21 protein-coding genes are annotated in these 25268 nt (G+C 68.1%); 11 read left to right on the top strand and 10 right to left on the bottom strand.

Annotated features, from left to right (window positions below; all coding sequences use genetic code 11):
- Window positions 1-99: 99 nt before the first annotated feature.
- The 4 genes from G6N38_RS26555 to G6N38_RS26540 all read right to left on the bottom strand — a co-directional run bounded on the left by G6N38_RS26555 (window position 100) and on the right by G6N38_RS26540 (window position 3702).
- Window positions 100-465 carry a heme-binding protein gene (locus tag G6N38_RS26555; protein ID WP_163751101.1) on the bottom strand — a complete coding sequence of 122 codons (366 nt, stop codon included), beginning with the start codon at window positions 463-465 and terminating at the stop codon, window positions 100-102.
- 112 nt (window positions 466-577) lie between these two features.
- Entirely contained in the window at window positions 578-1948 is a 1371-nt protein-coding gene (locus G6N38_RS26550) for a type II NADH:quinone oxidoreductase Ndh (RefSeq protein WP_163751100.1), read from the bottom strand.
- Between the two features lie 107 nt (window positions 1949-2055).
- Complete coding sequence (locus G6N38_RS26545; protein WP_163751099.1) at window positions 2056-2985, bottom strand: LLM class F420-dependent oxidoreductase; 930 nt, start codon at window positions 2983-2985, stop codon at window positions 2056-2058.
- A gap of 45 nt (window positions 2986-3030) precedes the next feature.
- Window positions 3031-3702, bottom strand: coding sequence for an SDR family oxidoreductase (locus tag G6N38_RS26540; protein WP_163752440.1), 672 nt, complete (start codon window positions 3700-3702; stop codon window positions 3031-3033).
- 140 nt (window positions 3703-3842) lie between these two features.
- Here G6N38_RS26540 and G6N38_RS26535 point away from each other — a divergent pair, with 140 nt between their 5' ends.
- The 5 genes from G6N38_RS26535 (at window position 3843) to G6N38_RS26515 (ending at window position 8237) form a co-directional block, all read left to right on the top strand.
- The gene (locus tag G6N38_RS26535) at window positions 3843-4658 is read left to right on the top strand and encodes an ABC transporter permease (protein WP_246227451.1); all 816 of its coding nucleotides are present in this window, start codon (window positions 3843-3845) and stop codon (window positions 4656-4658) included.
- Entirely contained in the window at window positions 4651-5742 is a 1092-nt protein-coding gene (locus G6N38_RS26530; protein WP_163751098.1) for a sulfate/molybdate ABC transporter ATP-binding protein, read from the top strand. The genes G6N38_RS26535 and G6N38_RS26530 overlap by 8 nt, the downstream gene beginning before the upstream one ends.
- A 46-nt stretch (window positions 5743-5788) precedes the next feature.
- Window positions 5789-6760, top strand: coding sequence for an APA family fibronectin-binding glycoprotein (locus tag G6N38_RS26525; RefSeq protein WP_163751097.1), 972 nt, complete (start codon window positions 5789-5791; stop codon window positions 6758-6760).
- 102 nt (window positions 6761-6862) lie between these two features.
- Complete coding sequence (locus G6N38_RS26520) at window positions 6863-7162, top strand: GlsB/YeaQ/YmgE family stress response membrane protein (RefSeq protein WP_163751096.1); 300 nt, start codon at window positions 6863-6865, stop codon at window positions 7160-7162.
- Window positions 7163-7232: 70 nt separating this feature from the next.
- On the top strand, window positions 7233-8237 hold the full coding sequence (locus tag G6N38_RS26515; protein WP_407663021.1) for a zinc-binding alcohol dehydrogenase family protein: 1005 nt from the start codon (window positions 7233-7235) through the stop codon (window positions 8235-8237).
- Window positions 8238-8241: 4 nt separating this feature from the next.
- On the opposite strand, the gene G6N38_RS26510 is transcribed toward G6N38_RS26515, so the two are convergent.
- A complete protein-coding gene (locus tag G6N38_RS26510) occupies window positions 8242-8760 on the bottom strand; it encodes a hypothetical protein (protein ID WP_163751094.1) in 519 nt (172 codons plus the stop codon).
- Between the two features lie 121 nt (window positions 8761-8881).
- Between G6N38_RS26510 and G6N38_RS26505 the strand changes: the two genes are divergently transcribed.
- Window positions 8882-9469 carry a CGNR zinc finger domain-containing protein gene (locus tag G6N38_RS26505; RefSeq protein ID WP_163751093.1) on the top strand — a complete coding sequence of 196 codons (588 nt, stop codon included), beginning with the start codon at window positions 8882-8884 and terminating at the stop codon, window positions 9467-9469.
- Between the two features lies 1 nt (window position 9470).
- Here the strand turns inward: G6N38_RS26505 and G6N38_RS26500 are convergent, their stop codons facing one another.
- On the bottom strand, window positions 9471-10232 hold the full coding sequence (locus G6N38_RS26500) for a CPBP family intramembrane glutamic endopeptidase (RefSeq protein ID WP_163751092.1): 762 nt from the start codon (window positions 10230-10232) through the stop codon (window positions 9471-9473).
- A gap of 60 nt (window positions 10233-10292) precedes the next feature.
- Window positions 10293-12728: a phosphoketolase family protein gene (locus G6N38_RS26495; protein ID WP_163751091.1), complete on the bottom strand. Its 2436-nt coding sequence runs from the start codon at window positions 12726-12728 to the stop codon at window positions 10293-10295.
- Window positions 12729-12807: 79 nt separating this feature from the next.
- Between G6N38_RS26495 and G6N38_RS26490 the strand changes: the two genes are divergently transcribed.
- Genes G6N38_RS26490 through G6N38_RS26480 form a run of 3 tightly spaced genes read left to right on the top strand, consistent with a single transcriptional unit; the run spans window position 12808 to window position 17470 of the window.
- Window positions 12808-13689, top strand: coding sequence for a TIGR03619 family F420-dependent LLM class oxidoreductase (locus G6N38_RS26490; protein WP_163751090.1), 882 nt, complete (start codon window positions 12808-12810; stop codon window positions 13687-13689).
- Window positions 13656-16037, top strand: a complete 2382-nt coding sequence (locus G6N38_RS26485; RefSeq protein ID WP_456320174.1) for a CoA transferase — start codon at window positions 13656-13658, stop codon at window positions 16035-16037. The genes G6N38_RS26490 and G6N38_RS26485 overlap by 34 nt, the downstream gene beginning before the upstream one ends.
- Window positions 16034-17470 carry an aldehyde dehydrogenase gene (locus tag G6N38_RS26480; protein WP_163751088.1) on the top strand — a complete coding sequence of 479 codons (1437 nt, stop codon included), beginning with the start codon at window positions 16034-16036 and terminating at the stop codon, window positions 17468-17470. The genes G6N38_RS26485 and G6N38_RS26480 overlap by 4 nt, the downstream gene beginning before the upstream one ends.
- Window positions 17471-17527: 57 nt before the next feature.
- Here the strand turns inward: G6N38_RS26480 and G6N38_RS26475 are convergent, their stop codons facing one another.
- The 3 genes from G6N38_RS26475 to G6N38_RS26465 all read right to left on the bottom strand — a co-directional run bounded on the left by G6N38_RS26475 (window position 17528) and on the right by G6N38_RS26465 (window position 21232).
- Entirely contained in the window at window positions 17528-17956 is a 429-nt protein-coding gene (locus tag G6N38_RS26475; RefSeq protein ID WP_179968451.1) for a hypothetical protein, read from the bottom strand.
- A 117-nt stretch (window positions 17957-18073) separates the two neighbouring features.
- Window positions 18074-20395 (bottom strand): arylsulfatase, encoded by a 2322-nt coding sequence (locus G6N38_RS26470; RefSeq protein WP_163751086.1) that lies wholly within the window; start codon window positions 20393-20395, stop codon window positions 18074-18076.
- A 90-nt stretch (window positions 20396-20485) separates the two neighbouring features.
- Window positions 20486-21232, bottom strand: coding sequence for an alpha/beta fold hydrolase (locus G6N38_RS26465; protein ID WP_163751085.1), 747 nt, complete (start codon window positions 21230-21232; stop codon window positions 20486-20488).
- 106 nt (window positions 21233-21338) lie between these two features.
- On the opposite strand from G6N38_RS26465, the gene G6N38_RS26460 reads away from it, so the two are divergent.
- Both G6N38_RS26460 and G6N38_RS26455 read left to right on the top strand, forming a co-directional pair.
- Window positions 21339-22802, top strand: coding sequence for an acetyl-CoA acetyltransferase (locus G6N38_RS26460; RefSeq protein ID WP_163751084.1), 1464 nt, complete (start codon window positions 21339-21341; stop codon window positions 22800-22802).
- 109 nt (window positions 22803-22911) lie between these two features.
- Window positions 22912-25266 (top strand): PEP-utilizing enzyme, encoded by a 2355-nt coding sequence (locus G6N38_RS26455; protein ID WP_163751083.1) that lies wholly within the window; start codon window positions 22912-22914, stop codon window positions 25264-25266.
- Window positions 25267-25268 lie beyond the last annotated feature (2 nt).

Raw genomic sequence — 25268 nt, 5'->3', positions numbered from 1 at the left:
CGTTGCAGCACGCGGTAGACGATCTCGTCGGGCTTCACGACCACGCCGACAACCTTAGGGTGCGCCGCCGAAACGGCACCGGGCCACGCCGGGAGGAGGCTAGACCACGCCTGGGGCCAGCGGACGCTGGATGAGGCCACACCGGTTGCGGAAGTCTGTCGACGGCTGGCGGATGCCATCCAAGTCGGCGCGGATCCCCGGGTTGGCGTCCAGGTACTGCTGGGTCTGGGTCTTGACCTGAGCCTTGGGCAGCCCCTGCAGACCGGTGAAGAACGCGTTGACGTCCGGGTGCGTGAACAGGTAGGTCGACATCGCCGCCGATACTCCGGACATGATTCCGGTCATATCCGCGGTGGTGCAGTTGGGCGGCGGGTCGGCGGCAGCGGGTCCAGCCACGCTGAGCAACACCGCACCTGCGCCCAACGCCGCCGCAGCTGCGCGTCGCACGGAACGATTGAATGTCATCGGGCCCCCTTGTAGTGAGACTGTCATCGCTGATCATGCTAGGGCAGGCAGTGTGCAAACGCCGTGATTTCAGCGTCGCTCACCGACAACTCCCAGCCCACACGGGGCCGGGTCAGCTCGCCGCCTTCTCGTCTTCGACCGTCGCGGCGATCTCCTCGAGTTGCTCAATTCTGGTGCGGGCGTACGCCTGCTGCTCGGTAATCGTCAGCTGGCTGCGACCGCGGCCGAGGAATGTCGTGATCCACGACAGTATGGTCGCGACCTTGGTCTTGAACCCGACCAGATAGACCAGGTGCAGGAAGAGCCATGCCAGCCACGCGATGAACCCGGCGAACTCGATCCTGCCGATCTTGGCCACCGCGCTGAAGCGGGACACGGTTGCCATCGAGCCCTTGTCGAAATAGCTGAACGGTTCGCGGGCAGCAGGGTCGGCGCCCTTGAGCTCCGACTTCACCAGGTTGGCGACGTACTTGGCGCCCTGGATGGCGCCTTGCGCCATACCGGGAACGCCGTCGACCAACGCCATGTCGCCGACCACGAACACGTTCGGGTGCCCGGGAACCGACAGGTCCGGCCCCACCTTGACCCGTCCGGCCCGGTCGATCTCGGCGTCGGACTGGTCGGCGATGATCTTGCCCAGCGGACTCGCCGAGACGCCGGCCGACCACACCTTGGTGGCAGCCTCGATGCGGTCGATGGTGCCGTCGGGGCGCTTGACGGTGATCCCGTTGCGGTCGACGTCAGTGACCATCGCGTTGAGCTGGATTTCAACGCCCAGCTTCTCCAACCGGTCCTGCGCCTTCTTGCCGAGCTTCTCGCCCATCGGTGGCAACACGGCGGGAGCGGCGTCCAGCAGGATCACCCGCGCCCGGGTCGAATCGATGTGGCGGAACGCGCCGCGCAGCGTGTGATCGGCGAGTTCGGCGATCTGCCCGGCCATCTCGACACCAGTCGGGCCGGCGCCGACAACGACGAAGGTCAGCAGCTTTTCGCGGCGCACCGGGTCGCTGGACCGCTCGGCCTGCTCGAACGCGCCCAGGATGCGGCCACGCAGTTCCAAAGCGTCGTCGATGGTCTTCATGCCGGGCGCCCACTCGGCGAAGTGGTCGTTACCGAAGTACGACTGCCCGGCACCGGCGGCGACGATCAGGGTGTCGTAGGGAGTCCGGTAGGTGTGGCCCAGCAGGATCGAGTCGACGGTCTTGTCCGTCAGGTCGATATTGGTGACCTCACCGAGCAGCACCTGGCAGTTCTCCTGTTTGCGCAGGATGACCCGGGTGGGCGGGGCGATCTCACCTTCGGAGATGATGCCCGTCGCCACCTGGTACAGCAGTGGCTGGAAGAGGTGGTGGGTGGTCTTGGCGATCAGCTTGATGTCGACGTCGGCCCGCTTGAGCTTCTGCGCGGCATTAAGGCCGCCGAATCCCGAACCGATGATGACGACCTTGTGCTTATCCGATGGCGTTGCACCGGGGTGGGTCATTTCTGCTCCTCAAAACATGCACAGGACACGTACTACGGTAGTCGCCCGGCCGACAGACTTCGCGCCGGTCCCCGGGCGGATCAGGTGATGTGTGCCACCCGCGGTGGCTAGAGGCCCAGCAGGGGCCGCAGGACCTCGCCAACGGCGGTCACCCGGCCCGGGTGATAGCCGTCGAGGTGGGTCACCGGGCTCAGGATGACGCCGTCGACGCCGGCGTCGAGCACTTTGGTCTTGATCTGCTCGGCGATCTGGTCGGGACTGCCGTATGCAGCACGCTGCTTGACGTCGTCCGGGATGAAATCTGCGGTGACGTTCTCGTCGATGATCGCGAACACCAACATGCTGGTCTCGAGTGTGCCGGGGTCCCGGCCGATGTCCTCGCAGCGTTGCTTGGCCACCGCGACCTTGCGGGGGAGTTCGTCGAAGCCGCAGACGAGGTTCAGGTGATCGAAATGACGGGCCGCCAACGGAATGGTCTTCTTCTCACCGGTGCCGCCGATCATCAGCGGGATGTGATCGCGGAAGCGGGGATTGGCGAACGCCTCCTGGGTGCGGTAGTACTTGCCGTCCACGGTCACCCGCTCGCCGCGCAGCATCGGCAGGATGATCTCCAGCGCCTCGTCGAGCTTGTTGAACCGGTCGGTGAAGGTGCCGAATTCGTAGCCCAGTGAGTCGTGTTCCAGCTCGAACCAGCCGGTGCCGATACCGAGGATGGCCCGGCCCTGGCTGATCACGTCGAGGGTGGTGATGGCCTTGGCCAGCAGTGTCGGGTTGCGGTAGGTGTTTCCGGTGACCAGCGTGCCCAGTTGCACCCGCTGTGTCGCGGTGGCCAGCGCGCCCAGCGCGGTGTACGCCTCCAGCATCGGCTCATCGGGTGCGCCGAGGTTGGGGAGTTGGTAGAAGTGGTCCATCACGAAGACGGAGTCGAATCCCGCTGCCTCAGCCTCCTGGGCCTGCGCTATCACCGTCGGGAAGAGTTCGGGGACACCGGTGCCGTACGAGAAGTTCGGGATCTGAAGAGCGAGTCGGATCGTCACCCAGCAGAGGTTAGTCCCTCTCGGAAAACGCCAGATGAATCACAGTCAGCCGAAGTTGGCCAACGCGCCCCGGCCGACGTGCACGGTCTGGCCGGTGATGTGCCGGGCGGCCGGCGTGGTCAGGAACAGCGCGAGCCGGGCGATCTCCGCGGCCACCGACGGCGGGGTGGTGGACAGTCCGTCGTAGGACGGCTCCGCGCTGCGGCCGCAGGCCACGGTGTTAATGGTGATGCCGCGGGTGCCGAAGTAATCAGCTTGTCCCGCAGTCCAATTCGACACCGCTGCCTTGACCGCAGCGTCGGCGCCGCCGTCGCGCGGATTGTCCGGCACCACGGTCACGATGGATCCGCCCGAGCGCAGGTGATCGCCGATGTTCTGCACCAGCAACACGGCCGAGAGCACGGTGGCATCGAGCGCGGTGCGCCACGCCTTGGCGGTGTCGGCCAGCGTGTAGACCCGGGGGTCGCCGCCGACCCAGGCCGGAGCCGGGACGTGGACGATGGTGTCCAGGTGATGCGGGAAGAGGGTGCGCGCCTCGGCCAGAGCCGCCGGGTCGGTGGTGTCGCACACGATGGCGTCGACATCGAGTTCCTTGGCAGCTACCTCGAGGTCGTCGCGGCGCGCGCCGCTGATGACGACTTTGTGGCCGGCGTCGCGGAAACCCTCCGCGATCGTGCGCCCCAGTTCGGTGTCAGCACCCGTGACCAGCACGTCCATCATCTTTGACCTCCTCGTGCACGCCTTCGAGCGCGGTGGTGTCGATTAGGGAGAAATGTTACTGGACGGTAGCTAATTCAGCCAATGTGGTCGCGACACGATCAGGACACGGCGTGTCGCTAAGTCCTAGGGTGTGACGGGTGAGGCGCAGCGCGGCACACCGGACGCAGCCGCCGCTGCCCCGCTGGGTGTACGTCCCGGCTGTGCTCGGCGCGGCATTCGTGGTGCTCCCGCTGGTGGCCATGGCAATCAAGGTCGACTGGACACATTTCTGGTCACTGATCACCAGCACGCCATCGCAGGCCGCGCTGCTGCTGAGCTTGCGCACGGCCGCGGCCAGCACCGCATTCTGCCTGGTCCTGGGCGTTCCGATGGCGCTGGTGCTGGCCCGCAGCGACGGGCGGGTCGTGCGCGCTCTGCGCCCGTTGATCCTGTTACCACTGGTGTTGCCGCCGGTCGTCGGCGGTATCGCACTGCTGTATGCGTTCGGACGGCTGGGCCTACTCGGGAGCTACCTGGAGGCGGCCGGGATCAGGATCGCCTTCACCACGACCGCGGTGGTGCTGGCGCAGACGTTCGTCTCGCTGCCGTTCCTGGTGATCGCGCTGGAGGGTGCCGCGCGCACCGCCGGAGCCGATTACGACGTCGTGGCGGCGACGTTGGGGGCCAAACCGGCAACCGTGTGGTGGCGGGTGACGCTGCCGCTGCTGACCCCCGGTCTGGTGTCGGGATCGGTGCTGGCCTTCGCCCGGTCGCTGGGGGAGTTCGGCGCCACGCTGACCTTCGCGGGGTCCCGCCAAGGCGTCACCAGGACACTGCCGCTGGAGATCTACCTGCAGCGCGAGAGCGACCCGGACGCGGCGGTGGCGCTGTCGATTCTGCTGGTCGCCGTCGCCGCTGTTGTCGTCCTGGGGCTCGGGATGCGGCGGGTGTCCGGCTGGACCAGCGATGCCTGAGCTGCAGTTCCACGCCGCGGTGGCCGAGCGCGGGTTCGAAGTGGCGTTCGAGGTCGCCGCCGGCGAAGTGCTGGCGATCCTCGGCCCCAACGGCGCCGGGAAGTCCACCACATTGCATGTGATCGCCGGGCTGCTGGCGCCCGATGCCGGGCTGGTGCGCCTCGGCGGACGGGCGCTGACCTACACGTCGGCGGGTATTCACGTGGCCACCCATGACCGGCGCGTCGGCCTGCTGCTGCAAGACCCGCTGTTGTTTCCGCACCTGAGCGTGCAGGCCAACGTCGAGTTCGCGCCGCGCAGTCGCGGGGCGGGCCGCGCCGCGGCGCGGGCCAGCGCCGCGACCTGGCTGGCCGAGGTCGGCCTGGCCGAGCTCGCCGGGCGCAAGCCAGGCCAGCTGTCCGGCGGCCAGGCTCAGCGGGTCGCGATCGCACGGGCGCTGGCCGCCGAGCCCGAAGTGCTGCTGCTCGACGAGCCGCTGGCCGGGCTCGACGTCGCGGTGGCGGCCGCGGTGCGGGCGTTGCTGCGCCGGGTGTCGTCGGCCGAGGGGAGGGCGACGGTGCTCATCACCCACGATTTGCTCGACGTCCTGACGCTGGCCGACCGGGTGCTGGTGCTCGAGGACGGCAGGGTGGCCGAGGCCGGCCGGGTCGGTGACGTGCTGGCCGCGCCGCGCAGCATGTTCGGCGCCCGCATCGCGGGCGTGAACGTGGTGCGGGGTGTGCGCGGCGGCCCGGAAAGCCTGCGGGCCCCCGACGGCACGCTGTGGCATGGCAGGCAGATCGCCGACGAGATCGCCGACGGCGATCTCGTCGCGGTGTTCTCTCCGGCGGCAGTCGCGGTGTACCGCGACCTGCCGCACGGTAGCCCGCGCAACAGCGTCCAGATCCGCGTCGCGGAGCTGGACGCCGATGGTGCGCGCGTGCGGGTGCGCGCCGACGAGCAATCGGACGGCGCACCGGGGCTGGCCGCCGATATCACCGCGGAGTCGGCGGCCGGGCTGCGGCTGGCCGCCGGGGACACGGTGTGGTTCACAGTCAAGGCACAGGAGGTTGCCCTGCACTCCGCAGCCCGCGCAACACCGTGAGCAGGCCACACTTGCGTCACGGCTGTAACACGGTAGGTTCATCGGAATGACGCAGTCGGACCCGATTTCGCGACGCCCGGGCCGGTGGACGGCGTTTGCGGTTGCCGCAGTGACCGCCGCCAGCGCCGTCACGATCGCGTTGCCATCAACGTCGGCGCTCGCGGATCCTGCGACGCCGGCGCCTACGACGGCGGCCCCCGCCGTCCCGGCCGCCCCCGCCGCGCCGCCGGCCACCGAAGTCCCCCCGCCTCCGGCGGACCCCAACGCGCCGCCGCCAGCGCCGGTTGATCCCAACGCGCCGGCGCCGGCGCCGGTTGATCCCAACGCGCCGGCGGCCCCCCCGCCGCTCGAGCCGGGTCGTACCCCGAACACGGCAGGCGGATTCAGCTACCTGCTTCCCGCCGGTTGGATCGTCTCCGACGCGTCCCGCCTGAACTACGGCCAGGCGCTGCTGAGCAAGCAGACCGCGCCACCGGAGAACGGCCAGCCCGCCCCGACGGCCAATGACACCAGCGTCATCCTCGGCCGGCTGGACCTGAAGCTGTTCGCCGGCGCCGAGCAGGACAACAGCAAGGCTGCGATTCGGCTGGGCTCGGACATGGGCGAGTTCTTCATGCCGTTCCCCGGTGTCCGGATCAATCAGCAGAGCGGGGCACTGCAAGCCGGTGACATGCCGGGCTATTTCTCCTCCTACGAGGTGAAGTTCACCGACACCACCAAGCCCAATGGCCAGATCTGGGCCGGCGTGGTCGGCACTGCGGTCCCCAACGCCCCGCGTGATCAGCGCAACCAACGCTGGTTCGTGGTCTGGCTGGGCACCGCGAAGGATCCGATCGATCCGGCAGCCGCCAAGGCACTGGCCGAGTCGATCCGGCCGTACGCCCCGCCGCCTCCGCCAGCGCCGGACCCCAACGCTCCGGTCGCCGATACTCCGGCTCCGGTTCCGGGCGGGCGCGTGCCCGTCGGCGTTCCCGTACCGGTGGAGACACCGGTTCCGGGGATGACGCCCGGTCAGTAGGTGATCGTGGCCGTATCGACCGGCCAATCGTTACCTGCCGGCGGTATACCAGAGGGATAGCGGCCAGCATCGGCGCTGGCCAGTGACACCGAGGAGACCGCGATGGACATGGTGGCAGCTACTGAATTCCTCGCCCGTTCGACGACGCTGACCAGCGTCGGCTGGATTGGCTACATCATCATCGGCGCGCTGGCAGGCTGGATCGCCGGAAAGATCGTGAAGGGCGGCGGCTCAGGCATTCTGATGAACATCGTCATCGGGGTGATCGGCGCCCTGGTCGGCGGGTTCCTGCTGAGCTTCTTCCTCGACACTGCGGCCGGCGGATGGTGGTTCACCCTGTTCACCGCGGTCCTCGGCTCGGTGATCCTGCTCTGGATCGTCGGCATGGTCCGCAAGACCTAGCAGGACACCACCACCTGCGCCCTGCCCGGGCGCGTTGCACGATGGACAGATGAGCACCGAAGGGACCGCGATGCGCGCCTGGCGGGTACGCCGGCCCGGCCCGATGAGCAGTCGGCCGCTGGAGTTGGACACCACCGCCACGATTCCGCAGCCGGCGCCCGACGAGCTCCTGGTGGCGGTGCGCGCCTGCGGCGTCTGCCGGACTGACCTCCACGTCACCGAGGGTGATCTCGCGGTGCACCGCCCGCACGTCATACCTGGCCACGAAGTGGTCGGCGAGGTCGTCGCAATCGGTTCGGATGCCGGCGACGAGTTCGCGGTGGGGGACCGGGTCGGCGTCGCTTGGCTGCGTCACACCTGTGGAGTGTGCGACTACTGCCGGCGCGGCGCGGAGAACCTCTGCCCGAACTCCCTGTACACCGGATGGGACGCCGACGGCGGTTATGCCGATTTCGCCACCGTCCCAGCCGCTTTCGCACACCGGCTGCCCGATGGCTACACCGATAGCGAACTCGCACCGCTGCTGTGCGCCGGGATCATCGGATACCGGTCGCTGCTGCGTGCTGAACTGCCCGAAGGGGGGCGGCTGGGGTTGTACGGGTTCGGCGGCAGCGCCCACATCACTGCCCAGGTGGCACTGGCACAGGGCGCCGAGGTCCACGTCATGACCCGGGGGGCCGATGCCCGCGAACTCGCGCTGGGGCTGGGCGCCGCCTCGGTCCAGGGCGCGGCCGATCCGCCACCGGTCAAACTCGACGCGGCGATCCTCTTCGCTCCGGTCGGTGATCTGGTGTTGCCGGCGCTGGAGGCACTCGATCGCGGTGGGACGCTGGCGATCGCCGGCATCCATCTCAGCGACATTCCGGCGCTGAATTACCAGCGACATCTGTTCCAGGAGCGCCAGGTTCGGTCGGTCACGTCCAATACCCGCACCGATGCGCGGGAGTTCCTGGCATTGGCGGGTCGTCATCGCATCGCGGTGACCACCCCGGAATATTCGCTCGAACAAGCCGATCAAGCACTGGCCGACCTGGCCGAGGGACGCATTGCGGGCGCCGCCGTGCTGTTGCCCTAGGGCCCTAGAGAGCGGCCAGGACCCCGCGCAGCTCGGCGGCGAGGCTGCCGCGCCCGTTGCGGTATAGCGGCCCGGTTCCATCAGAGAGCAGTAACCGCAGCCGGGCCATGCCACGCGCACGCACCGGGCGTGGCGAATGCAGCAACAGCGTGATGTCGTCGATCACGCTCCGGCTGCTGGCCAGTCGCTCGGGATGCACAGGGATCCGTGGGGAGAGGCCCCGAGGGGCGCGACGCAGCTCGGTCAACGCTTGCCGCAGCGTATTGGCGAGGGCTTCCCGTTCCTCGACGGAGGTCAGCCGCGCGATGTGAACGGCCAGCGAGCTGCCCGGCAATGGCACGATGCCCACTTCGACTTCGCGGTCGAGTCGGCCGGCGAAAAGCCGTGCCTTCAAGCGGGAACTGAGCGTCGCGCCATCGAGCAGCTCGGCCGACGCAGGGGCGTCGAATCCGCCCGGTAACCGGATGCTAGTGTCGCGGGCGTTGGCGTGGCGGATGTTGTCTTGAAAATCGTTGGGCCCCATGGCCTTTTCCTGTTCCGAGATGGGCCTCGTCGCCCTCTCTTATGACCAATCAAAACGCTACACCGGTCATGCGTGACCGGTCAAGTTGATTTACCGGTCACGTCCTCCTAGGCTGGGTGACATGACGCAGGCCCCTGCGGAGTGGCTCGGGGACACCGAAGGCAAGCCGGCACCACCGCCGCTGTCTCGGATACAAGCGCTGGTCAACACCGTCGATCGGGAATCCGGCGCCGACCGTTTGGCGCTCGCCTCCGATGCACAGCCATGGCTGCAAGCCCAGGGACTGCTGCCCTCCGGCGACGTTCCCACCAGCGAACAGCTACACACCATTCGCGCCGTGCGCGAAGCGCTGCGCGCCATGCTCGTGCACAACGCGGGCGGCCCGGTGCCCAGCGACGACCAGCTGAAGCCACTAAGGCGGATCACCGATACTGCCGGCGCCCGGGTTCGGCTCGGCGCGGAAGGCACGCTGCGGGTGGCCCCCGACACCGATTCCATGGAAGGGCGGCTGCTGTCGCTGCTGCTGGTGGTCTCCGACGCTCAACGCGAGGGCACCTGGGCTCATCTCAAGGCCTGTGGCAACGACGATTGCCGGTGGGCGTTCTACGACCGGTCCCGTAACCACGGGGGCACTTGGTGTGACATGGCCACGTGCGGTAACAAGCTGAAGAACCGGGAATTCCGGGCGCGACGCAGCCGCCGCGACTAGCTCAGGACAGGTGCCACACCAGCGCGGCAGCCAGCGCCCCGAGGCCGTTGAGCGACCAATGCAGTGCGATCGGCGCGATCAGGCTGCCGCTGCGCCGACGCAGCCAGGTGAACACGAAACCGGCCGCTCCCGTCGCCAGCACCGCCATGACGACCCCAGCGACCATGCCCAGCACACCGCCGCCAAAAAGCCGGGTGAAACCGACATTGCTGCTGGTCAACCCCAGCGAAGTGGCGACATGCCATAGGCCGAACAGCATCGACCCCGCAGCCGCCACGCCACGAAAGCCCCAGGCGCGATCCAACGCACCGTGCAGCACCCCGCGGAACGCCAGCTCCTCGGGAATCACCGTCTGCAACGGGATGATGATCATTGATGCCAGCAGCGCGCCCGACAGGGTGGCGTAGTGGTTGTTCAGGAACATCGGCCGCGTCCAGGGCAGCAGCGCGCCCACCGCGATCACGGTCAGCACCAACAACACCGCGCCCAGCGCGTACAGGGCCCCCGACTTCCAGTGCTCGCGGCCCAGGCCCAGTTCCGTCCAGCCCAATCCGCGCGAGCGCACCAGGAGCACCAGTCCGACAGCGGCCGCCGGCACCACAGCGACGTTGGCCCACGGGGTGGTGAAGTGGGCGATCAGGTTGGTCATCGCCAGCACGACGACGACGATGCCGATGTCGACGTAGACCCGGAAGTGATGCAGCGCGGCCAGCTGCGAAAGCGCGGGATGGGGATGCGGGGCCACCGCGCTCTGCTCGGACATAACCGGCCAAGTGTACGTGTGGCCGCAATATGGCCAGTTCAAGAGCGATCAGCTCGGTTGCTATTCGTTGTCGCCGCCGGTCGCAGCGACAGCGTCGACCGGTCCGCCACCCTGAGCTCCGCGTGCGTCCGGCCACACCCAGTCACGCACCTCGGGGATGTCGTCGCCATAGGCGCGGGTGTACTCGCGGGCGGCCAGACGTTTGTCGACCATCCGCTGGCGCAGCGTGGCACACCGCGACTGCAGCTGCGGCACCCGGTCGATCACGTCGATGACGAGGTGGTAGCGGTCCAAGTCGTTGAGCATCACCATGTCGAACGGCGTCGTGGTGGTGCCCTCCTCCTTGTAGCCACGGACGTGGATCCGGCTGTCGTTGCTCCGGCGATAGGTCAGTCGATGGATGAGCCACGGGTAACCGTGGTAGGCGAAGATGACGGGCTTGTCCGGGGTGAAGATCATGTCGAAGTCCCGGTTGGACAGACCGTGCGGATGCTCGGTGGCGTCCTGCAGCCGCATCAGGTCGACGACGTTCACAAAGCGAACGCGAAGCTCGGGCAAGTGCTGGCGCAGCAGGTCCACGGCGGCGAGTGCCTCCAGCGTCGGCACATCCCCGGCGGCGGCGATCACCACGTCGGGATCGCGTCCGACCTTCTCGTTGCCGGCCCACTCCCAGATGCCCAGTCCGCGGGTGCAGTGCGCGATCGCCTCCTCCATGGTGAGGAAGTTGGGGTGGGGCTGTTTACCGGCGACAACGACGTTGACGTACTGGCGAGAGCGTAGGCAGTGGTCGTAGGTCGAGAGCAGGGTGTTGGCGTCCGGCGGTAGGTACACCCGCACCACCTCGGCACGCTTGTTGACGACGTGGTCGATGAATCCCGGATCCTGATGACTGAAGCCGTTGTGATCCTGGCGCCAAACATGGCTGGACAGCAGGTAATTGAGGCTGGCGATCGGGCGGCGCCACGGGATGTGGTTGGTCACCTTCAGCCATTTGGCGTGCTGGTTGAACATCGAGTCGATGATGTGGATGAACGCTTCGTAGCAGTTGAACAACCCGTGCCGGCCGGTCAGCAGGTATCCCTCGAGCCAGCCCTGGCACTGGTGTTCGGAGAGCATCTCGATCACCCGGCCCGCCCGGGCCAGGTGCTCGTCGACCTCGGGGCCGACGAATTCGGCTTCCCATTGCTTGTCGGTCACTTCGAAGACGGACTGCAGGCGGTTGGATGCGGTCTCGTCGGGTCCGAAGATCCGGAAGTTGTCCGGGTTGAGCCGGATCACTTCGGTCAGCCACTGCCCGAGCACGCGAGTCGCCTCGGCGACGGTGGCGCCGGGTGCGGGCACATCCACGCCGAAGGCCCGGAAGTCCGGCAGTCGCAGGTCCTTGAGCAGCAACCCACCATTGGTGTGCGGGTTGTCGCTCATTCTGAGCTGGCCGGGCGGCGCGAGTGCGGCGATGTGCGGATCCAGCTTGCCGTCGGCGTCGAACAGTTCCTCGGCGCGGTATGACGCCAGCCACTGCGCCAGCACCTGCAGGTGTTCGGGAGTGTCGCGGGCGCTGGCCAGCGGGACCTGATGTGCGCGCCACGAGCCGGTGGTCTTCTTGCCGTCAATGGTGGCGGGCCCCGTCCAGCCCTTGGGGGTGCGGAACACGATCATCGGCCAGGCCGGCCGCTCCTCGTCGCCGGCGGCGGCGTTCGCCTTGATCTCAGTGATCCGGTCCAGCACGTCGTCCAGCAGTGCGGCGAATCGGCGATGCGCGTCGGCATGGTCTGTCGAACCGTCGTCGGGTACCTCGAAGAAGTACGGCTGATGCCCCAATCCGACCATCAGACTGCGCAATTCGTCTTCCGGGATACGCGCCAGCACGGTCGGGTTGGCGATCTTGTAGCCGTTGAGATGCAGGATCGGGAGGACCACGCCGTCGTTGGTGGTGTTGAGAAACTTGTTGGAATGCCAGCTGGTGGCCAGCGCGCCCGTCTCGGCTTCGCCGTCGCCGACCACCGCGACCACCAGGAGATCCGGGTTGTCGAATGCCGCGCCGTAGGCGTGCGACAGCGCGTAGCCGAGTTCCCCGCCTTCGTGAATCGAACCGGGGGTTTCGGGGGCGACGTGCGACGGGATGCCGCCGGGGAAGGAGAACTGACGGAACAGCCGGCGCAGGCCCTCGACGTCCTGGGTGATGTCGGGGTAGGTCTCGGTGTAGGTGCCGTCCAGGTAGGCGTTGGCCACCAGCCCTGGACCGCCGTGGCCGGGTCCGGTGACGTAGATGGTCGGCTGCTCGCGCGCCTTGATGGCACGGTTGAGATGCGCGTAGAGGAAGTTCAGACCCGGGGTCGTGCCCCAGTGCCCGAGCAGTCGGGGTTTGACGTTGTCGCGCGTCAGCGGCGTCCGCAGCAGCGGGTTGTCCAGCAGGTAGATCTGACCGACGGACAGGTAATTGGCGGCGCGCCACCAACCGTCGAGTTGGGCGATCGTGTCTTCACTTATCGACTCCATGCCCCCATCCAACTCCGATCGACGCAACCGTGCCCGCGGGGCACCATTTGTTCACGGGCCGCTCTACTACGCTGGCGGGGTGCTGGGCTTCGCGTTGCCGCAATTCGGTGAGTCCGCCCATGCCGACTTGGCTCGATTCGCCTCGACCGCCGAGCAACTCGGCGCCGAAAGCCTGTGGGTGGGCGATCGGCTCTTGGCAGCGGCGGATCCGTCGGTCGGCTACGGCGGCGGCGATACGGTGCCGCTGAATTTTCGGAGCAGCTTGGATCCCTTCGTCGCCTTGACGGTCGCCGCGACGGAGACCACGTCGGCGCTGCTGGGGTTCAGCGTGCTGGTGGCGCCGTGGTATCCGCCGGTTCAGCTGGCCCGGCAATTGACCAGCATCGACGTGGTCAGCCGCGGCCGGGTACTGCCGGGCTTCGGCATCGGCTGGTCGCCGGAGGAGTATCGGGGTGCCGGCGCCTCGTTCGAGCATCGTGGTACCCAACTCGACGAAATGCTCGACGCGCTCGATGCGCTGTGGACCACTGATCCGGTCTCGTTCCACGGTGATCGATATCGCATCCCGCCCTCGTGGGTGAGTCTCAAACCCGTTCAGCAGCCGCGTCCGCCCATCTATCTGGGGGCGTCTTCGTCCGCGGGGCTGCGCCGGATCGGCCGCCGGGCCGACGGGTGGCTGGCCGTGGTCGGCGTGCCCGGCAACGTGCGGATCGACAAGCTCGATGCTCAGCGCAGGGTGATCGACGATGCAGCACAGGCAGCGGGACGCGATCCGGCGGCCATCGCCACCCACGTCCGGCTCAACGTCGCGGAAGGAACACCGATCGAGGCAGTGGAGGATGCATTGAAAGTGCTGCGGGACAACGCCTATCGTGATGTCTTCGTTGACACTCTCTACGTCGTCGAGGACACCGACACTGCGTTGGAATGGGTGGAGCGGCTGTTGGCGGCCGACTCGTGACGGTTCACGATCGCCTGCTCGCCTCGGTGCGGGTACTGGACCTGTGCGATCAGACGGGCGACGGCGTCACCCGGTTGCTAGCCGACCTGGGCGCCGACGTCATCAAGATCGAGGCGCCCGGAGGTAGCCCCGCACGCCATGCCCGACCGACCCTGGACGGGGTCAGCGTCCCATTCGCCCTGCACAACGCCAACAAGCGCGGCGTCGTGCTCGATCCATCCGACGATGCCGACCGCGCGCTGTTCTTCGAGATGGTCGCCGGCGCCGATATCGTCGTCGACAGCGGGGCACCCGGACTCGCGGCCGCGTTCGGCACCTCGTGCGCCACCCTGGCCGACCAGTTCCCGCAGTTGGTCACCATGGTGGTCACCGATTTCGGGACCCAGGGTCCGCACGCGACCTGGCAGGCCACCGACGCGGTGCTCTATGCGATGTGCTCGGCGCTGTCTCGCTCGGGCCCGGCATCCGGCACTCCGGTGCTGCCGCCGGACGGCATCGCGTCGGCCACCGCAGCGGTACAGGCAGCCTGGGCGGTCCTGGTGGCGTACTTCAATCGATTGCGCTGCGGAACAGGGGATTACGTCGACTTCTCGCGCTTCGATGCGGTGGTCTTGACGCTGGATCCAGCATTCGGCACCCAGGGTCAGGCCGCGACCGCCCGCAACGCTACCGAACGGTGGCGGGGGCGGCCCAGAAACCAGGACGCATATCCGATTTTCGCCTGCCGAGACGGCTACGTCCGGCTCTGCGTCCTCTCCCCGCGGCAATGGCACGGCATGCGGGCCTGGCTGGGGGAGCCCGAGCAGTTCCAGGATCCCAGCTTCGAGTCGATTGCGGCCCGCACCAAGGCATTCGGTGAGTTGAGCCAGCTGATGGCGGCGTTGTTCGCCGACCGGACAATGAAGCAGCTGGTGGCCGAGGGTCAGGCACACGGGGTACCGATCGCCGCCGTCCTGACCCCGTCGCAGGCATTGGGTTCCGAGCACCTCGCCGCGGTCGGGGCCCTGATCGACACCGAGCTGGCGCCCGGCGTTGCCGCCCGCGTGCCGGTCGGCTACTGGGTGATTGACGGCACCCGCGCCGGCTACCGCGCCCCGGCACCTGGGCTCAGCGGCGGCGACAAGCACTGGGAATCAACACCATTCACCCCGGGGGCAACCCGGAAGGTTGGCGGTCGGCCACTGGCGGGTATTCGAGTTCTGGATTTGGGCGTCATCGTCGCGGGCGGGGAACTCAGCCGGCTGTTCGCTGACCTGGGCGCCGAGGTGATCAAGGTCGAGAGTTCGAGCTATCCCGACGGGCTACGCCAGAAGGGACCGAATCAGCAGATCAGCGAGTCGTTCGCTCGCGCCCATCGCAACAACCTCGGTCTTGGCCTGGAGCTGCGCAGCCCGGAAGGCGCCGAACTGTTCAGCCGTCTGGTGTCTGCATCGGATGCGGTGTTCGCCAACTTCAAGCCGGGAACACTGCCCGCGCTGGGCTTTTCCCACGAACGGCTGCTGGAGCTCAATCCCGGTTTGGTGCTGGCCGAAAGCAGCGCATTCGGCGACACCGGCCCCTGGAGCAGGCGCATGGGCTACGGCCCGCTGGTGCGCGCCACCATCGGGGTGACCCGGTTGTGGACATCGGATGAGCCGGCCGCGCCCACCGCGCGGCATGCGTTCTACGACGCGACGACGATCTTTCCCGACCATGTCGTCGGGCGGATCAGCGCGATCGGCGCCCTGGCCGGGCTCATCCGGCGCGAGCGCGACGGCGTGGGCGCCCGGATCCACGTCTCGCAGGCCGAGGCGGCGATCAACCAGCTCGACACGCTGTACGTCACGCTGGCCGCAGCCGCTACCGGCGGGCAACGAATCGATTCGGATCCCACCACGCACCGGGTGCTGTCGTGCGCCGGCGACGACGAATGGTGTGTGGTGTCGGTACGGTCGGACGCGGATCGGGAGGCGATCGCCGCGGTGATCGGCCAGGACGAACTGGCAACCTGGGTGCGAGATCGGTCGCCGCTGCAGGCCGCCGAGGAGCTGCAGGCCGTCGGCGTTCCCGCGGGCCCGATGTACCGGGCCACCGACCTGCGCGACGACCCGCAGCTTCGGTTGCGCAGGGTGTTCAGCGATATGGTCCATCCACTGTTCGACGGGCCGCTGCCCACCGAAGCCGGGCCGGCAGCCTACCGTCACATACCGCCCGCCCCACAGCGCCCGGCGCCGCTTCCCGGCGCCGACACCCGCCAGGTGTGCCGAGACGTGCTGGGCATGGCAAGCGCTGACATCGAGCGCTTGATCGCCGGCGGAGTACTGTTCGCACCCGCAGCGGATACCGAGACCACGGGAGTCACCAGATGAGCACGGCGGCAAAGATTTTCATCGACGGCCAGTTCCGGGCCGCCGAGGAAGCACACCCGGTGATCGAAGCCGCCACCGGCGAGGCGCTAGGTGACGGTGCCAGCTCCACCGAAGCCGAGATCGATGCCGCGGTGGCCGCCGCCGCAGCGGCGTTGCCCGCCTGGCAGTCCGCCTCACCGGATCATCGTGCGACGATGCTGAACGCGTTCGCCGCCGCACTGGACCAGCGTGCTCGGGGCACCGACGAATTGGTGACCCGGGAGAACGGCATGCCGATGTCGTTGTCCCGCGGGGCAAACGGCCGGTTCCCGGCCGCGTTGGTGCGCTACTACGCCCAGCTGATCACTGACACGCCGATCGAGGAGATCCGGCCGAGCATGATCGGGCATACCGTCGTGCGCCGGGAAGCCGTCGGGGTGGTGGCTGCGATCGTGCCGTGGAACTACCCACAGGCGCTGGCCGCGTTCAAGCTGGCGCCGGCACTGGCGGCCGGCTGCACGGTAGTTCTCAAGGCCGCCCCCGAAACAGCTCTGGACGCCTTGGTTTTCGCCGAGGCCGCCGCGGAGGCCGGGCTGCCGCCGGGTGTGCTCAACGTCGTGCCCGGTGGCGCAGCGGCGGGCGCCTACCTGGTAGCCCACCCCGGGGTCGACAAGGTCACGTTCACCGGGTCGACGGCAGCGGGGCGCGCGATCGGCGAGGTATGTGGGCGGCTCCTGCGGCCGGTCACCCTCGAGTTGGGTGGCAAGTCCGCGGCGATCATCCTCGACGACGCGGATCTGGACGCCACCATGAAGGGACTGCGCACGGCCTCGTTCGTCAACAACGGTCAGACCTGCCACCTGAGTTCACGGATTCTGGCGCCGCGGTCACGTTACGAGGAGGTGCTGGCCGCACTGGTCGACATGGTCGACGGCCTGAAAGTCGGTGACCCGCTGGATACTTCGACCGATATCGGGCCGCTGGTCAGCGACCGCCAGCGCGATCGGGTACTGGGCTATATCGAGTCGGGTAAGAACAGTTCAGCCAAACTTGTTGCGGGCGGCTCGGTTCCGGCCGATCAGCAGCGCGGGTGGTTCGTCTCACCGACAGTATTCGCCGACGTGGACAATACCGACCGCATTGCCCAGGAGGAGATCTTCGGCCCGGTGCTCGCGGTGATCCCGTACGACGGCGACGACGAGGCGGTCGCGTTGGCCAATGACAGCGAGTTCGGCCTGGCCGGCACGGTGTGGTCCACCGATGACGAGCGGGCCACCGAGGTGGCCAGGGCGGTGCGCACCGGAACCATCGGGATCAACGACTATCAGCTGGATTTCCGCGCGCCGTTCGGCGGAGTGAAGGCCAGCGGCATCGGCCGTGAACTCGGGCCGGAGGGGCTGGACGCGTTCTTCTCGCTCAAGTCGATCTACCGGGTGGGGCCGGCCGAAACCTGAGTGGCCACTTGCGGCACATCGGACCCGTGTCACAAGTGGCCACTGGCCTCTGCTCGACTATCCGCCGGTACCGATGCAGCCCACGCCGTTGATGCAGCCGCCGCCACCGCCCGGACCACCGCCGCCGCTGCCGACGCCGGGAATGGATCCGCTGCCGCCGCCGGGGCCGCCGCTACCGGTGGGACCACCCGGGATGCTGCCGCCACCGCCACCGGGGCCGCCGCTACCGGTCGGGCCACCCGGGATGCTGCCGCCACCGCCGTTGGCATCGCCGCCACCGGTGACGCCGCCCGGCGCCGTGCCGGTTCCACCGGGAGCCATCGTGTCGGTCGGGCTGGTCGTCGTCGTCACGATCGATGACGTTGGTGACGTTGTCGTCGTCGTTGTCGACGTGGAGCTCTTACCGGAGTCGCCACTACCGCCGCAGCCGACGGTCAACGTCAGTACTGCGGCTCCGCCAACCAACGCCATCGTGGCCCTGGACATCGTTCTCGATCCGAGAGACATGCGGCCCTCACTTCCTTGTTAGGGGACAACTCCGACCGCTTACCCGCCGCGGGCGCGAACAAACCCTGCGCCGCCCAAAAATGGTCCACCCACCGTTCAGTCGCGGGCGAACGCCGCCGCGGCCTCCCGCTCCAGATCCAGGTACTGGTCGCCGCTGACGTCGACGCCGACGCCGAGAATGCGCCCGCCGGTGAACGGGAACCCCGGCGGATAGGCGCGGCTGACCGGGTCGGCGCTGTCGTAGCCCACGCACAGCCCGTCACCGCACAGGGTGAACGGCCCGATCTGCGCCCGCATCGGTCCCTCGGCCACAACCTGTTGTCCGACATACAGTCTCGCCGTCCCCAGCGATTCGCCGTGCTCGCCGGCGCCGTCGCGGACGAACTCCACGCCCAGCGTCAGCTGGCCGGTGTCGAGTTCGGGGGAGACGAAGCTCTGCTCGGGTTTGATACCGAGGAAGTTGTAGACGTAGTGGAGTTTGTGGTCCTTGATGAACAGCGTGTGGCCGCCGAAGCGGGAGCCGTGCGCGAAGATCACGCCCTGCGACTGCGGAGTCACCTCGACGTCAGCGAGGATCTTGTAGGAGCGGCCACGGATGTTGACCGCAGTCGACTCCGGCACTGGTGAGGTGTCGGGGAAGTAGATGTAGCGCGACCGTGGCGGTTCGCCCTGCGGCCGGACGTCGCTGATCTGTTCGATCGCCGGGCGGTCATCAAGGGGGAGAACGAAGTTCGTTTCGGCCTCATCGAACCACGCGTCGATGAGTTCCTGCAGTTTCTCCGGATACCGGTCGGCGATGTTGCGCGCCTCAGCGCGGTCGGAGTCGACGTGATAGAGCTCCCAGCGGTCGGCGTCGAAATGGCCCTTGCCACTGATCGGCGCGTGCAGGGCGGCGGCCTTCCAGCCGTCCTGCCAGATCCCGCGGGTGCCGAGCATCGAGAAGTACTGCCGTTTCTTGGTGGTCGGCGCATGGGCGTCGTCGAAGCTGTAGCGCATCGACACCCCGTTGAGCGGGTACTGCTCGACCCCGCGATACACCGTGGGCATCTCCAGGCCGACGGCTTCGAGGATCGTTGGCACGATGTCGGTGCAGTGGTGGTACTGGTGCCGCATCTCGCCCTTGGCCTTGATGCCCTTGGGCCAGTGCACGACCAGCGGGTCACATGTGCCGCCGGCGTACTGCGCATACCGCTTGAACATCTGGAACGGCGTGGAGAACGCCACCGCCCAGCCGGTCGGGTAGTGGTTGTAGGTCTCCGGGCCGCCCAGCTCGTCAAAGTAGGACATGTTCTCTTCGAGGCTGTCGGGATAGCCGTTGAAGAACTTGTTCTCGTTGACCGACCCGTTGGGGGTGCCCTCACCGGACGCGCCGTTGTCGGCGCAGTACAGGATCAGCGTGTTGTCCAGCTGGCCGGTCTTCTCCAGGTAGTCGACGATGCGGCCGACCTGGACGTCGGTGTACTCCGAGAACCCGGCGAACACCTCTGCCATCCGGCAGAACAGCCGCTTCTCGTCGTCGTTGAGCTCGGCCCATGGCCGCACATAGTCGGCCTCGTTTGCCACGTCGGCGGGCATCGGGTTCAGCGGCGTCAGCTCGGTGCCTTCGGGAAGCACTCCGCGTTCGATCATCCGGGCCAGCACCCACTCCCGGTAGGCCTCGTAGCCGTCGTCGAAGACGCCCTTGTACTTGTCGATGTACTCCTGCGGGGCGTGGTGGGGCGCGTGGTTGGCGCCGGGGCAGAACCACATGAACCACGGCTTGGACGGGCTGGCCGAGCGGATGTCGCGCAGCATCCGCAATGCCTGGTCGGCGAGATCCTTGGAGAGGTGGTACCCGTCCTCCGGCGCGTAGGGCGGTTCGATGAAGTGGCTGTCCTCGACGAGGTCCGGATACCACTGGTTGGTCTCGCCGCCCAGGAAACCGTAGAAACGGTCGAAACCCTTGGACAGCGGCCACTCCGAACGGCTGCCGCCTGCCGACAGGTCCTCCACCGGGACGTTGTGGTTCTTGCCCAGCCACATCGTGGCGTATCCGTTGTCCTGCAGGACCTGTCCGATGGTGGCGCACTCGGCCGGCAGCCGGCCGGCTGCGCCGGGAAAGCCCATCGAACCCTCGGTGATCGAGGCGCAGCGGTTCACGTGGTGGTTGCGTCCGGTGAGAAAGGTGGAGCGGGTGGGGGAGCACAGCGCGGTGGTATGCCACTGGGTGTAGGTGACGCCGTTGTCGGCCAGCCGGTCCAGGGTGGGCATGTTGATCCGGCCGCCATAGGGCGACCAGGCCGCCTGGCCGGTGTCGTCGTAGAGGACGATCAGGACGTTGGGCGCGTCCTCAGGTGCCTTCTTGAGCTGATAGGGCGTCCAGTCGGGGACCGAATCCCTGATGTCGAGCTTGATGACTCCGCGGAATTCTTCGGCCATGGCGGTCCCTTCCCCGGCGGCCGACTTATTGACCGCGACTGGGCCATGCTTGCACCGCGTCCGCGGTGGTGCAGTAGAACCGGCTGTGAATCAGCTCAGTGACGTCCAGAAGTCGGTGAGTGCTTGCGCGCCTCGCGCGGGATCCTGAAGCATCCACCAGTGCCCGAGGCCGTCGAGCACCTCGGTGCGGGCACCCGCCCGCGCGGCGGCCTGTCGCCGCAGGTCGTCGCTGCCGACGTAGGTGTCTTCGGTCGCCAGTAGCGACAATCCCGGACGCGCCGCGGCGTTGCCGAGCGAGAGCCCCGCCTCGGCCATCGCCGGTTGGCTGGCCGAGCGGTACAGCGCCAGGATCGCCCGGCCCATCTCCGGGCCCTGCGCGACGGCCAATTCGGTGGCGACGTCCTCGGGAATCCCGAGCATCGTGAGCTGGGGAACGCGGTCTTCGACCGAGCCGCCGATCATCGCCTCGACCAGTTCTTCGCCGGCGTCCGGGGTCTGCCACACCTGTGCCATGTCATGCCAGACGTAGTCGGGGTGCAGAATGCCGAGCACATCGCTGGCCCAGCTGCGCACCAGTTCTGGACGGTGCATCACGAGGTTGATCACGTGACCGCCGCCCCAGTCATGGCCGACCAGGTCGACGGGGGTGTCGAAACGTTCCAGCTCGGCTTCCAGCCAATCCCGGTACGCCAGGTATGTCATTGGGAAATCCGCGGGCAGCGGAGCCCCGAATCCCGGTGGGGACAGCCGCACCACGTCGTCGCGTTGGAGTGCGGCGACCAGCGGACCCCAGATCGCGTCGGTCTCCGGATTGCCATGCACCAGAACCACCGTCATGGCGACATCCTGACATGGACGCCGATACCAATCGTCGCTGCCTCGGCAGCCGGTGCTAGGTTTTGACAGCCGTCAAACACGGCCATGACTACGGAAGGCATCGTCGATGGATCCTCGGACGCCGGTACTCGTCGGGGCTGGACAGGTCAACCAACGCGACGACGCCGACATCGAACCCGTCGACCTGATGGTCGCGGCCGCACGGGAGGCGGCCGATCCGCGGGTGTTGCGGGCCGTCGATGCGATCCGGGTGGTCAACCTGCTGTCGTGGCGCTACCGCGATCCCGGGCTGCTGTTGGGCCAGCGGATCGGGGCGCCCGAGGCGGCCACTCGCTACACCGGGGTCGGCGGCAACACGCCGCAATCGCTGGTCAATCAAGCCTGCCTGGACATTCAGAACGGCCGCGCCGATGTCGTCCTGCTCGCCGGCGGGGAAACCTGGCGGACTCGGATGCGCCTGCGCGCCAAAGGGATCAAGCCGGACTGGACCCAACAGGACGATACGGTGCCAGTGCCGCCCGGTGGGGAGGACGTTCCGATGTCGGGCCCCGCAGAGGACCGCATCGGGCTGGACCGGCCCTCGTTCGTCTATCCACTGTTCGAGCAGGCGCTGCGGATCGCCAACGGCGAGACCGTCCAGGAGCACCAGCACCGCATCGCGGCGCTGTGGGCACGGTTCAGCGAGGTGGCGGCGGGCAACCCGCACGCGTGGAGCCGCCAGGCGCGTACTGCCGAGCAGATCGGGCAGGCCAGCCCGGACAACCGCATGATCAGCTGGCCCTACCCGAAGTTGATGAACTCCAACAACATGGTCAACCAGGCCGCTGTGGTGATCCTCTGTTCGGCGGAGAAGGCCACCTATCTGCAGATCCCACGCGATCAGTGGGTCTTCCCCTACGCGGGCACCGACTCGCATGACACCTACGCCGTGGCCGAACGCCACGAGTTGCATCGCTCCCCGGCGATCCGGATCGGCGGCAGTCGCGCCCTCGAACTGGCCGGTGTCGGCGTCGACGACCTCGACCATATCGACGTCTATTCGTGCTTCCCGTCGGCGGTACAGGTGGCCGCCCGCGAACTCGGACTGCCCACCGACGACCCGCAGCGGCTGTTGACGGTCACCGGCGGGCTCACCTTCGCCGGCGGACCGTGGAACAACTACGTCATGCACTCGATCGCCACCATGACCGATCTGCTGCGTGCCAACCCCGCTGCCCGCGGCCTGATCACCGCCAACGGCGGCTACCTCACCAAGCACAGCTTCGGCGTCTACAGCGCCACCCCGCCGCCCGCGGCCTTCCGCTGGGAGGACGTCCAGGCCGAGGTCGACCGTAAGCCCACCCGCCGGGCACTCGTCGAGTGGGACGGCGAGGGCACGGTGGAGTCCTGGACCACGCCGTTCGACCGTGACGGGCAGCCGCAAAAGGCCTTCCTCACGGTGCGGACCAGCGACGACGCCAGGGTGATGGCCCTTGTCGAGGACCCCGAGGCGGCAGCGGTGACCGTGCGCGAAGACATCGCGGGCGCCAAGGTGCGGGTGCATGCCGACGGCAGGGCCAGCCTGGTCTGAGCGCGTTGGGCAACCGCCCACTGGATTCTGTTTGGGCGACCGCCCAAAGTGTCGAATTTTTCCCTGGGCCTGCCTATTCTCGTCATTGCACGGGGAAGTAGGGCCTGGCATGCGGATTTTGCTCACTGAGGTCGCCGGAGAGCTGGGTCGCGCACTCGCCCAGAGCTTGCTGGCAGCCGGTCATGACGTCTACGCCATCGCCGAACGAGCCCATCGTGACCTCGATCCCGGAGTCGATTTCGTCTGCGCCGCGCTGACCCACCCGGTCCTGTACCGACTGGCGGAGATCGCAGACGTCATCGTTCACCTCCCAGCCGCCGGCGGCACCACCGGCTCAGCTGACGTCGCCCGGATCTGCGATGCCGCTGCCCGCGGCGGTGCCCGCATGATCTTCCCCTCGCTGTCCCTGCTCGCACCCGACACCTGGCAGCAGGCCGAAGACCTCGTCAGCTCCGGCTGGGCGCCAAACCTGGTGGTACGCATCGCCGCACCGCTGGGTCGCCAGGCCGACGCGCTGGTCTGCCGATCGGTGGCCGCGCTACTGAACACCGACGTCCCGGGGCCGCTGCATGTGCTGCACATCGACGATCTGATCCGGTTTTTGGTTATCGCCGTGGATAGCGACCGCACCGGCGTGGTGGATCTCGCCACCGTCGACACCACCACCGCGGCGTCGGCGCGTCGGATTCTCGGCGGCATTGACCCGCGACCGAAAGTGCGCGGTGTGCAGGGCTGGCCCCAGCTGTGCCCGCCGCTGGATCTGGCCGGCGTCGGCCGCAACTGGAAATTCGAATGCGGCTGGGGCGCAACCGAGGCCGTCACCGATACCGTGCGCGGCCTACAGGGCCGCAAGATGGGTCCGGACGGTGCGGTTGCGGCCGCCGGCCGGATCCCGATGCCCGTCGCGGGTCTTCCGCGCTCAGGCGGCAACGAAGTGCGAAGCGCAGCAATCGGGGATGCCGGCGGCGAATTCGACGATCGCATCGACCCACGCTTCCCGCTGTTCGTCGCCAGTCCGCTGCGCGAGACCACCGCCGGACCGCTCACCCCGATGTCGCTGGATCTGCATCTGGCCGGCTTGCGGGTCGCCGGGCGGACCCTGGCCCAGCTGCTGGATCTGCGCGACCCGGTGGCCGCCGAGTGGGAGAGCCGACTGGTCGCGGTGTTCGGCCATCGGATCTATCTCGGTGCGTCGGCCCTCGCCGCGGCCGAACCTCGTCTGCCCACCCGCGCCTCCGCGTTGTCGCAGCGGCTGCGCGCCCCCGCTGACCGGCCGGCGCCAGGGCCGGGGCTGCTCGCATCGATCACCGCAGCCATGTCGACGACCCGCCTGATCTCCTCAGCACGCATGTACGGTCGTCATCTGCACGCCTACCGCGCGGCCGCGGATACCGAGCGGTGCGACGCCGCCAAGCTCACGTTGCTGGGTGACGCTCAGCTCGAGGCACGAGTGCGACTGCTGCGCAGCAGGATTCATGAAGGATGGGTGCTCGCGGCACTTGCGCTGTTGTTCGCTGAGGTGGCGCCGGCACAGCTGGACGCCGCGGGCGAGACGGTGAGTCTGCGCGCCGAGATCGACTCGTTGGCGCGGGTGTTGCGCGCACACCCCTATGCACAGATCGCACTGGAAGCCGGCGACCTGGCGACCACCCGCACCGCCGCGCCCATGGTCGCAACTGCATTCGACTCCGCCCTCGCCCACCTGGGGCATCGCGGCCCTGGTTCTGCCGAGCTGGCGGCCTCGGTGCTGTCCGACCGGCCCGACGCGGTGATCGCGGCCGCGCTGCGGGTGCCGAGTCCGGCGGCGCGCGAGGACGAGCCGACACTGCCCGGCCCGCAGGCATGCCGGGCGCTGGCGTATGACACCACGATGCGATTCACCCACCAAATGCGGCTTACGGTAAGAGAATTGGGCCGCCGGCTGGTTGCCGAGGACAAGCACACGGCGCCCGGCGACGTCTTCTACCTGACCGTCGAGGAAGCTCTCGGCCCGCCGGCCGACAGCCGACTGCGCATCAAGGGCCGCATCACCGAGCGGGAGCGGCTGCAGGGCGTGCGGTTGCCCGCGGTGATCGACACCACGTGGACGCCTCTCGCGGTGCCCGTTGCGGCGCGGGTTGCCGACGAGCTGCACGGATCTGGCCTCTTTCCCGGTGTCGTGGAGGGCACCGTCCGGGTGATCGACTCGGCTGCCGATGCCCGCCTGCAGGCCGGCGAGATCGCCGTCGTCACCACCGCCGACATCGATTCCGTCCCGCTGCTCGGCACACCGGCCGCGGTACTCACCGACGGCGGAGCCACGCTGGCCGACGCGGCGCGAGCAGCGACCGAACTCCGGGTGCCCTTCGTGGCCGGTATTGCCGATGGTGCCACGCGGCTGTGCTCGGGCATGCGCGTCCGCGTCGACGGTTCGTCCGGGCTGATCACCGTGCTCGCCCCGGCCTGCCACGTCGTGGGGGCGTGAGG

Source organism: Mycolicibacterium helvum, from assembly GCF_010731895.1.
Classification (GTDB): domain Bacteria; phylum Actinomycetota; class Actinomycetes; order Mycobacteriales; family Mycobacteriaceae; genus Mycobacterium; species Mycobacterium helvum.
The sequence above is the reverse complement of the archived record's forward strand: the minus strand, read 5'-3'. Positions and strand labels throughout refer to the sequence as shown.

Excerpts from the sequence above, each read along its gene's own strand:
- G6N38_RS26480 (WP_163751088.1), top strand. The coding sequence starts at position 16,034 with ATGAGCACGGCGGCAAAGATTTTCATCGACGGCCAGTTCCGGGCCGCC.
- G6N38_RS26475 (WP_179968451.1), bottom strand. The coding sequence starts at position 17,956 with ATGTCCAGGGCCACGATGGCGTTGGTTGGCGGAGCCGCAGTACTGACG.
- G6N38_RS26495 (WP_163751091.1), bottom strand. The coding sequence starts at position 12,728 with ATGGAGTCGATAAGTGAAGACACGATCGCCCAACTCGACGGTTGGTGG.
- G6N38_RS26525 (WP_163751097.1), top strand. The coding sequence starts at position 5,789 with ATGACGCAGTCGGACCCGATTTCGCGACGCCCGGGCCGGTGGACGGCG.
- G6N38_RS26540 (WP_163752440.1), bottom strand. The coding sequence starts at position 3,702 with ATGGACGTGCTGGTCACGGGTGCTGACACCGAACTGGGGCGCACGATC.
- G6N38_RS26460 (WP_163751084.1), top strand. The coding sequence starts at position 21,339 with ATGGATCCTCGGACGCCGGTACTCGTCGGGGCTGGACAGGTCAACCAA.
- G6N38_RS26485 (WP_456320174.1), top strand. The coding sequence starts at position 13,656 with ATGGGTGGAGCGGCTGTTGGCGGCCGACTCGTGACGGTTCACGATCGC.
- G6N38_RS26520 (WP_163751096.1), top strand. The coding sequence starts at position 6,863 with ATGGACATGGTGGCAGCTACTGAATTCCTCGCCCGTTCGACGACGCTG.
- G6N38_RS26470 (WP_163751086.1), bottom strand. The coding sequence starts at position 20,395 with ATGGCCGAAGAATTCCGCGGAGTCATCAAGCTCGACATCAGGGATTCG.
- G6N38_RS26455 (WP_163751083.1), top strand. The coding sequence starts at position 22,912 with ATGCGGATTTTGCTCACTGAGGTCGCCGGAGAGCTGGGTCGCGCACTC.
- G6N38_RS26465 (WP_163751085.1), bottom strand. The coding sequence starts at position 21,232 with ATGACGGTGGTTCTGGTGCATGGCAATCCGGAGACCGACGCGATCTGG.
- G6N38_RS26530 (WP_163751098.1), top strand. The coding sequence starts at position 4,651 with ATGCCTGAGCTGCAGTTCCACGCCGCGGTGGCCGAGCGCGGGTTCGAA.
- G6N38_RS26510 (WP_163751094.1), bottom strand. The coding sequence starts at position 8,760 with ATGGGGCCCAACGATTTTCAAGACAACATCCGCCACGCCAACGCCCGC.
- G6N38_RS26500 (WP_163751092.1), bottom strand. The coding sequence starts at position 10,232 with ATGTCCGAGCAGAGCGCGGTGGCCCCGCATCCCCATCCCGCGCTTTCG.
- G6N38_RS26505 (WP_163751093.1), top strand. The coding sequence starts at position 8,882 with ATGACGCAGGCCCCTGCGGAGTGGCTCGGGGACACCGAAGGCAAGCCG.
- G6N38_RS26515 (WP_407663021.1), top strand. The coding sequence starts at position 7,233 with ATGCGCGCCTGGCGGGTACGCCGGCCCGGCCCGATGAGCAGTCGGCCG.
- G6N38_RS26550 (WP_163751100.1), bottom strand. The coding sequence starts at position 1,948 with ATGACCCACCCCGGTGCAACGCCATCGGATAAGCACAAGGTCGTCATC.
- G6N38_RS26555 (WP_163751101.1), bottom strand. The coding sequence starts at position 465 with ATGACATTCAATCGTTCCGTGCGACGCGCAGCTGCGGCGGCGTTGGGC.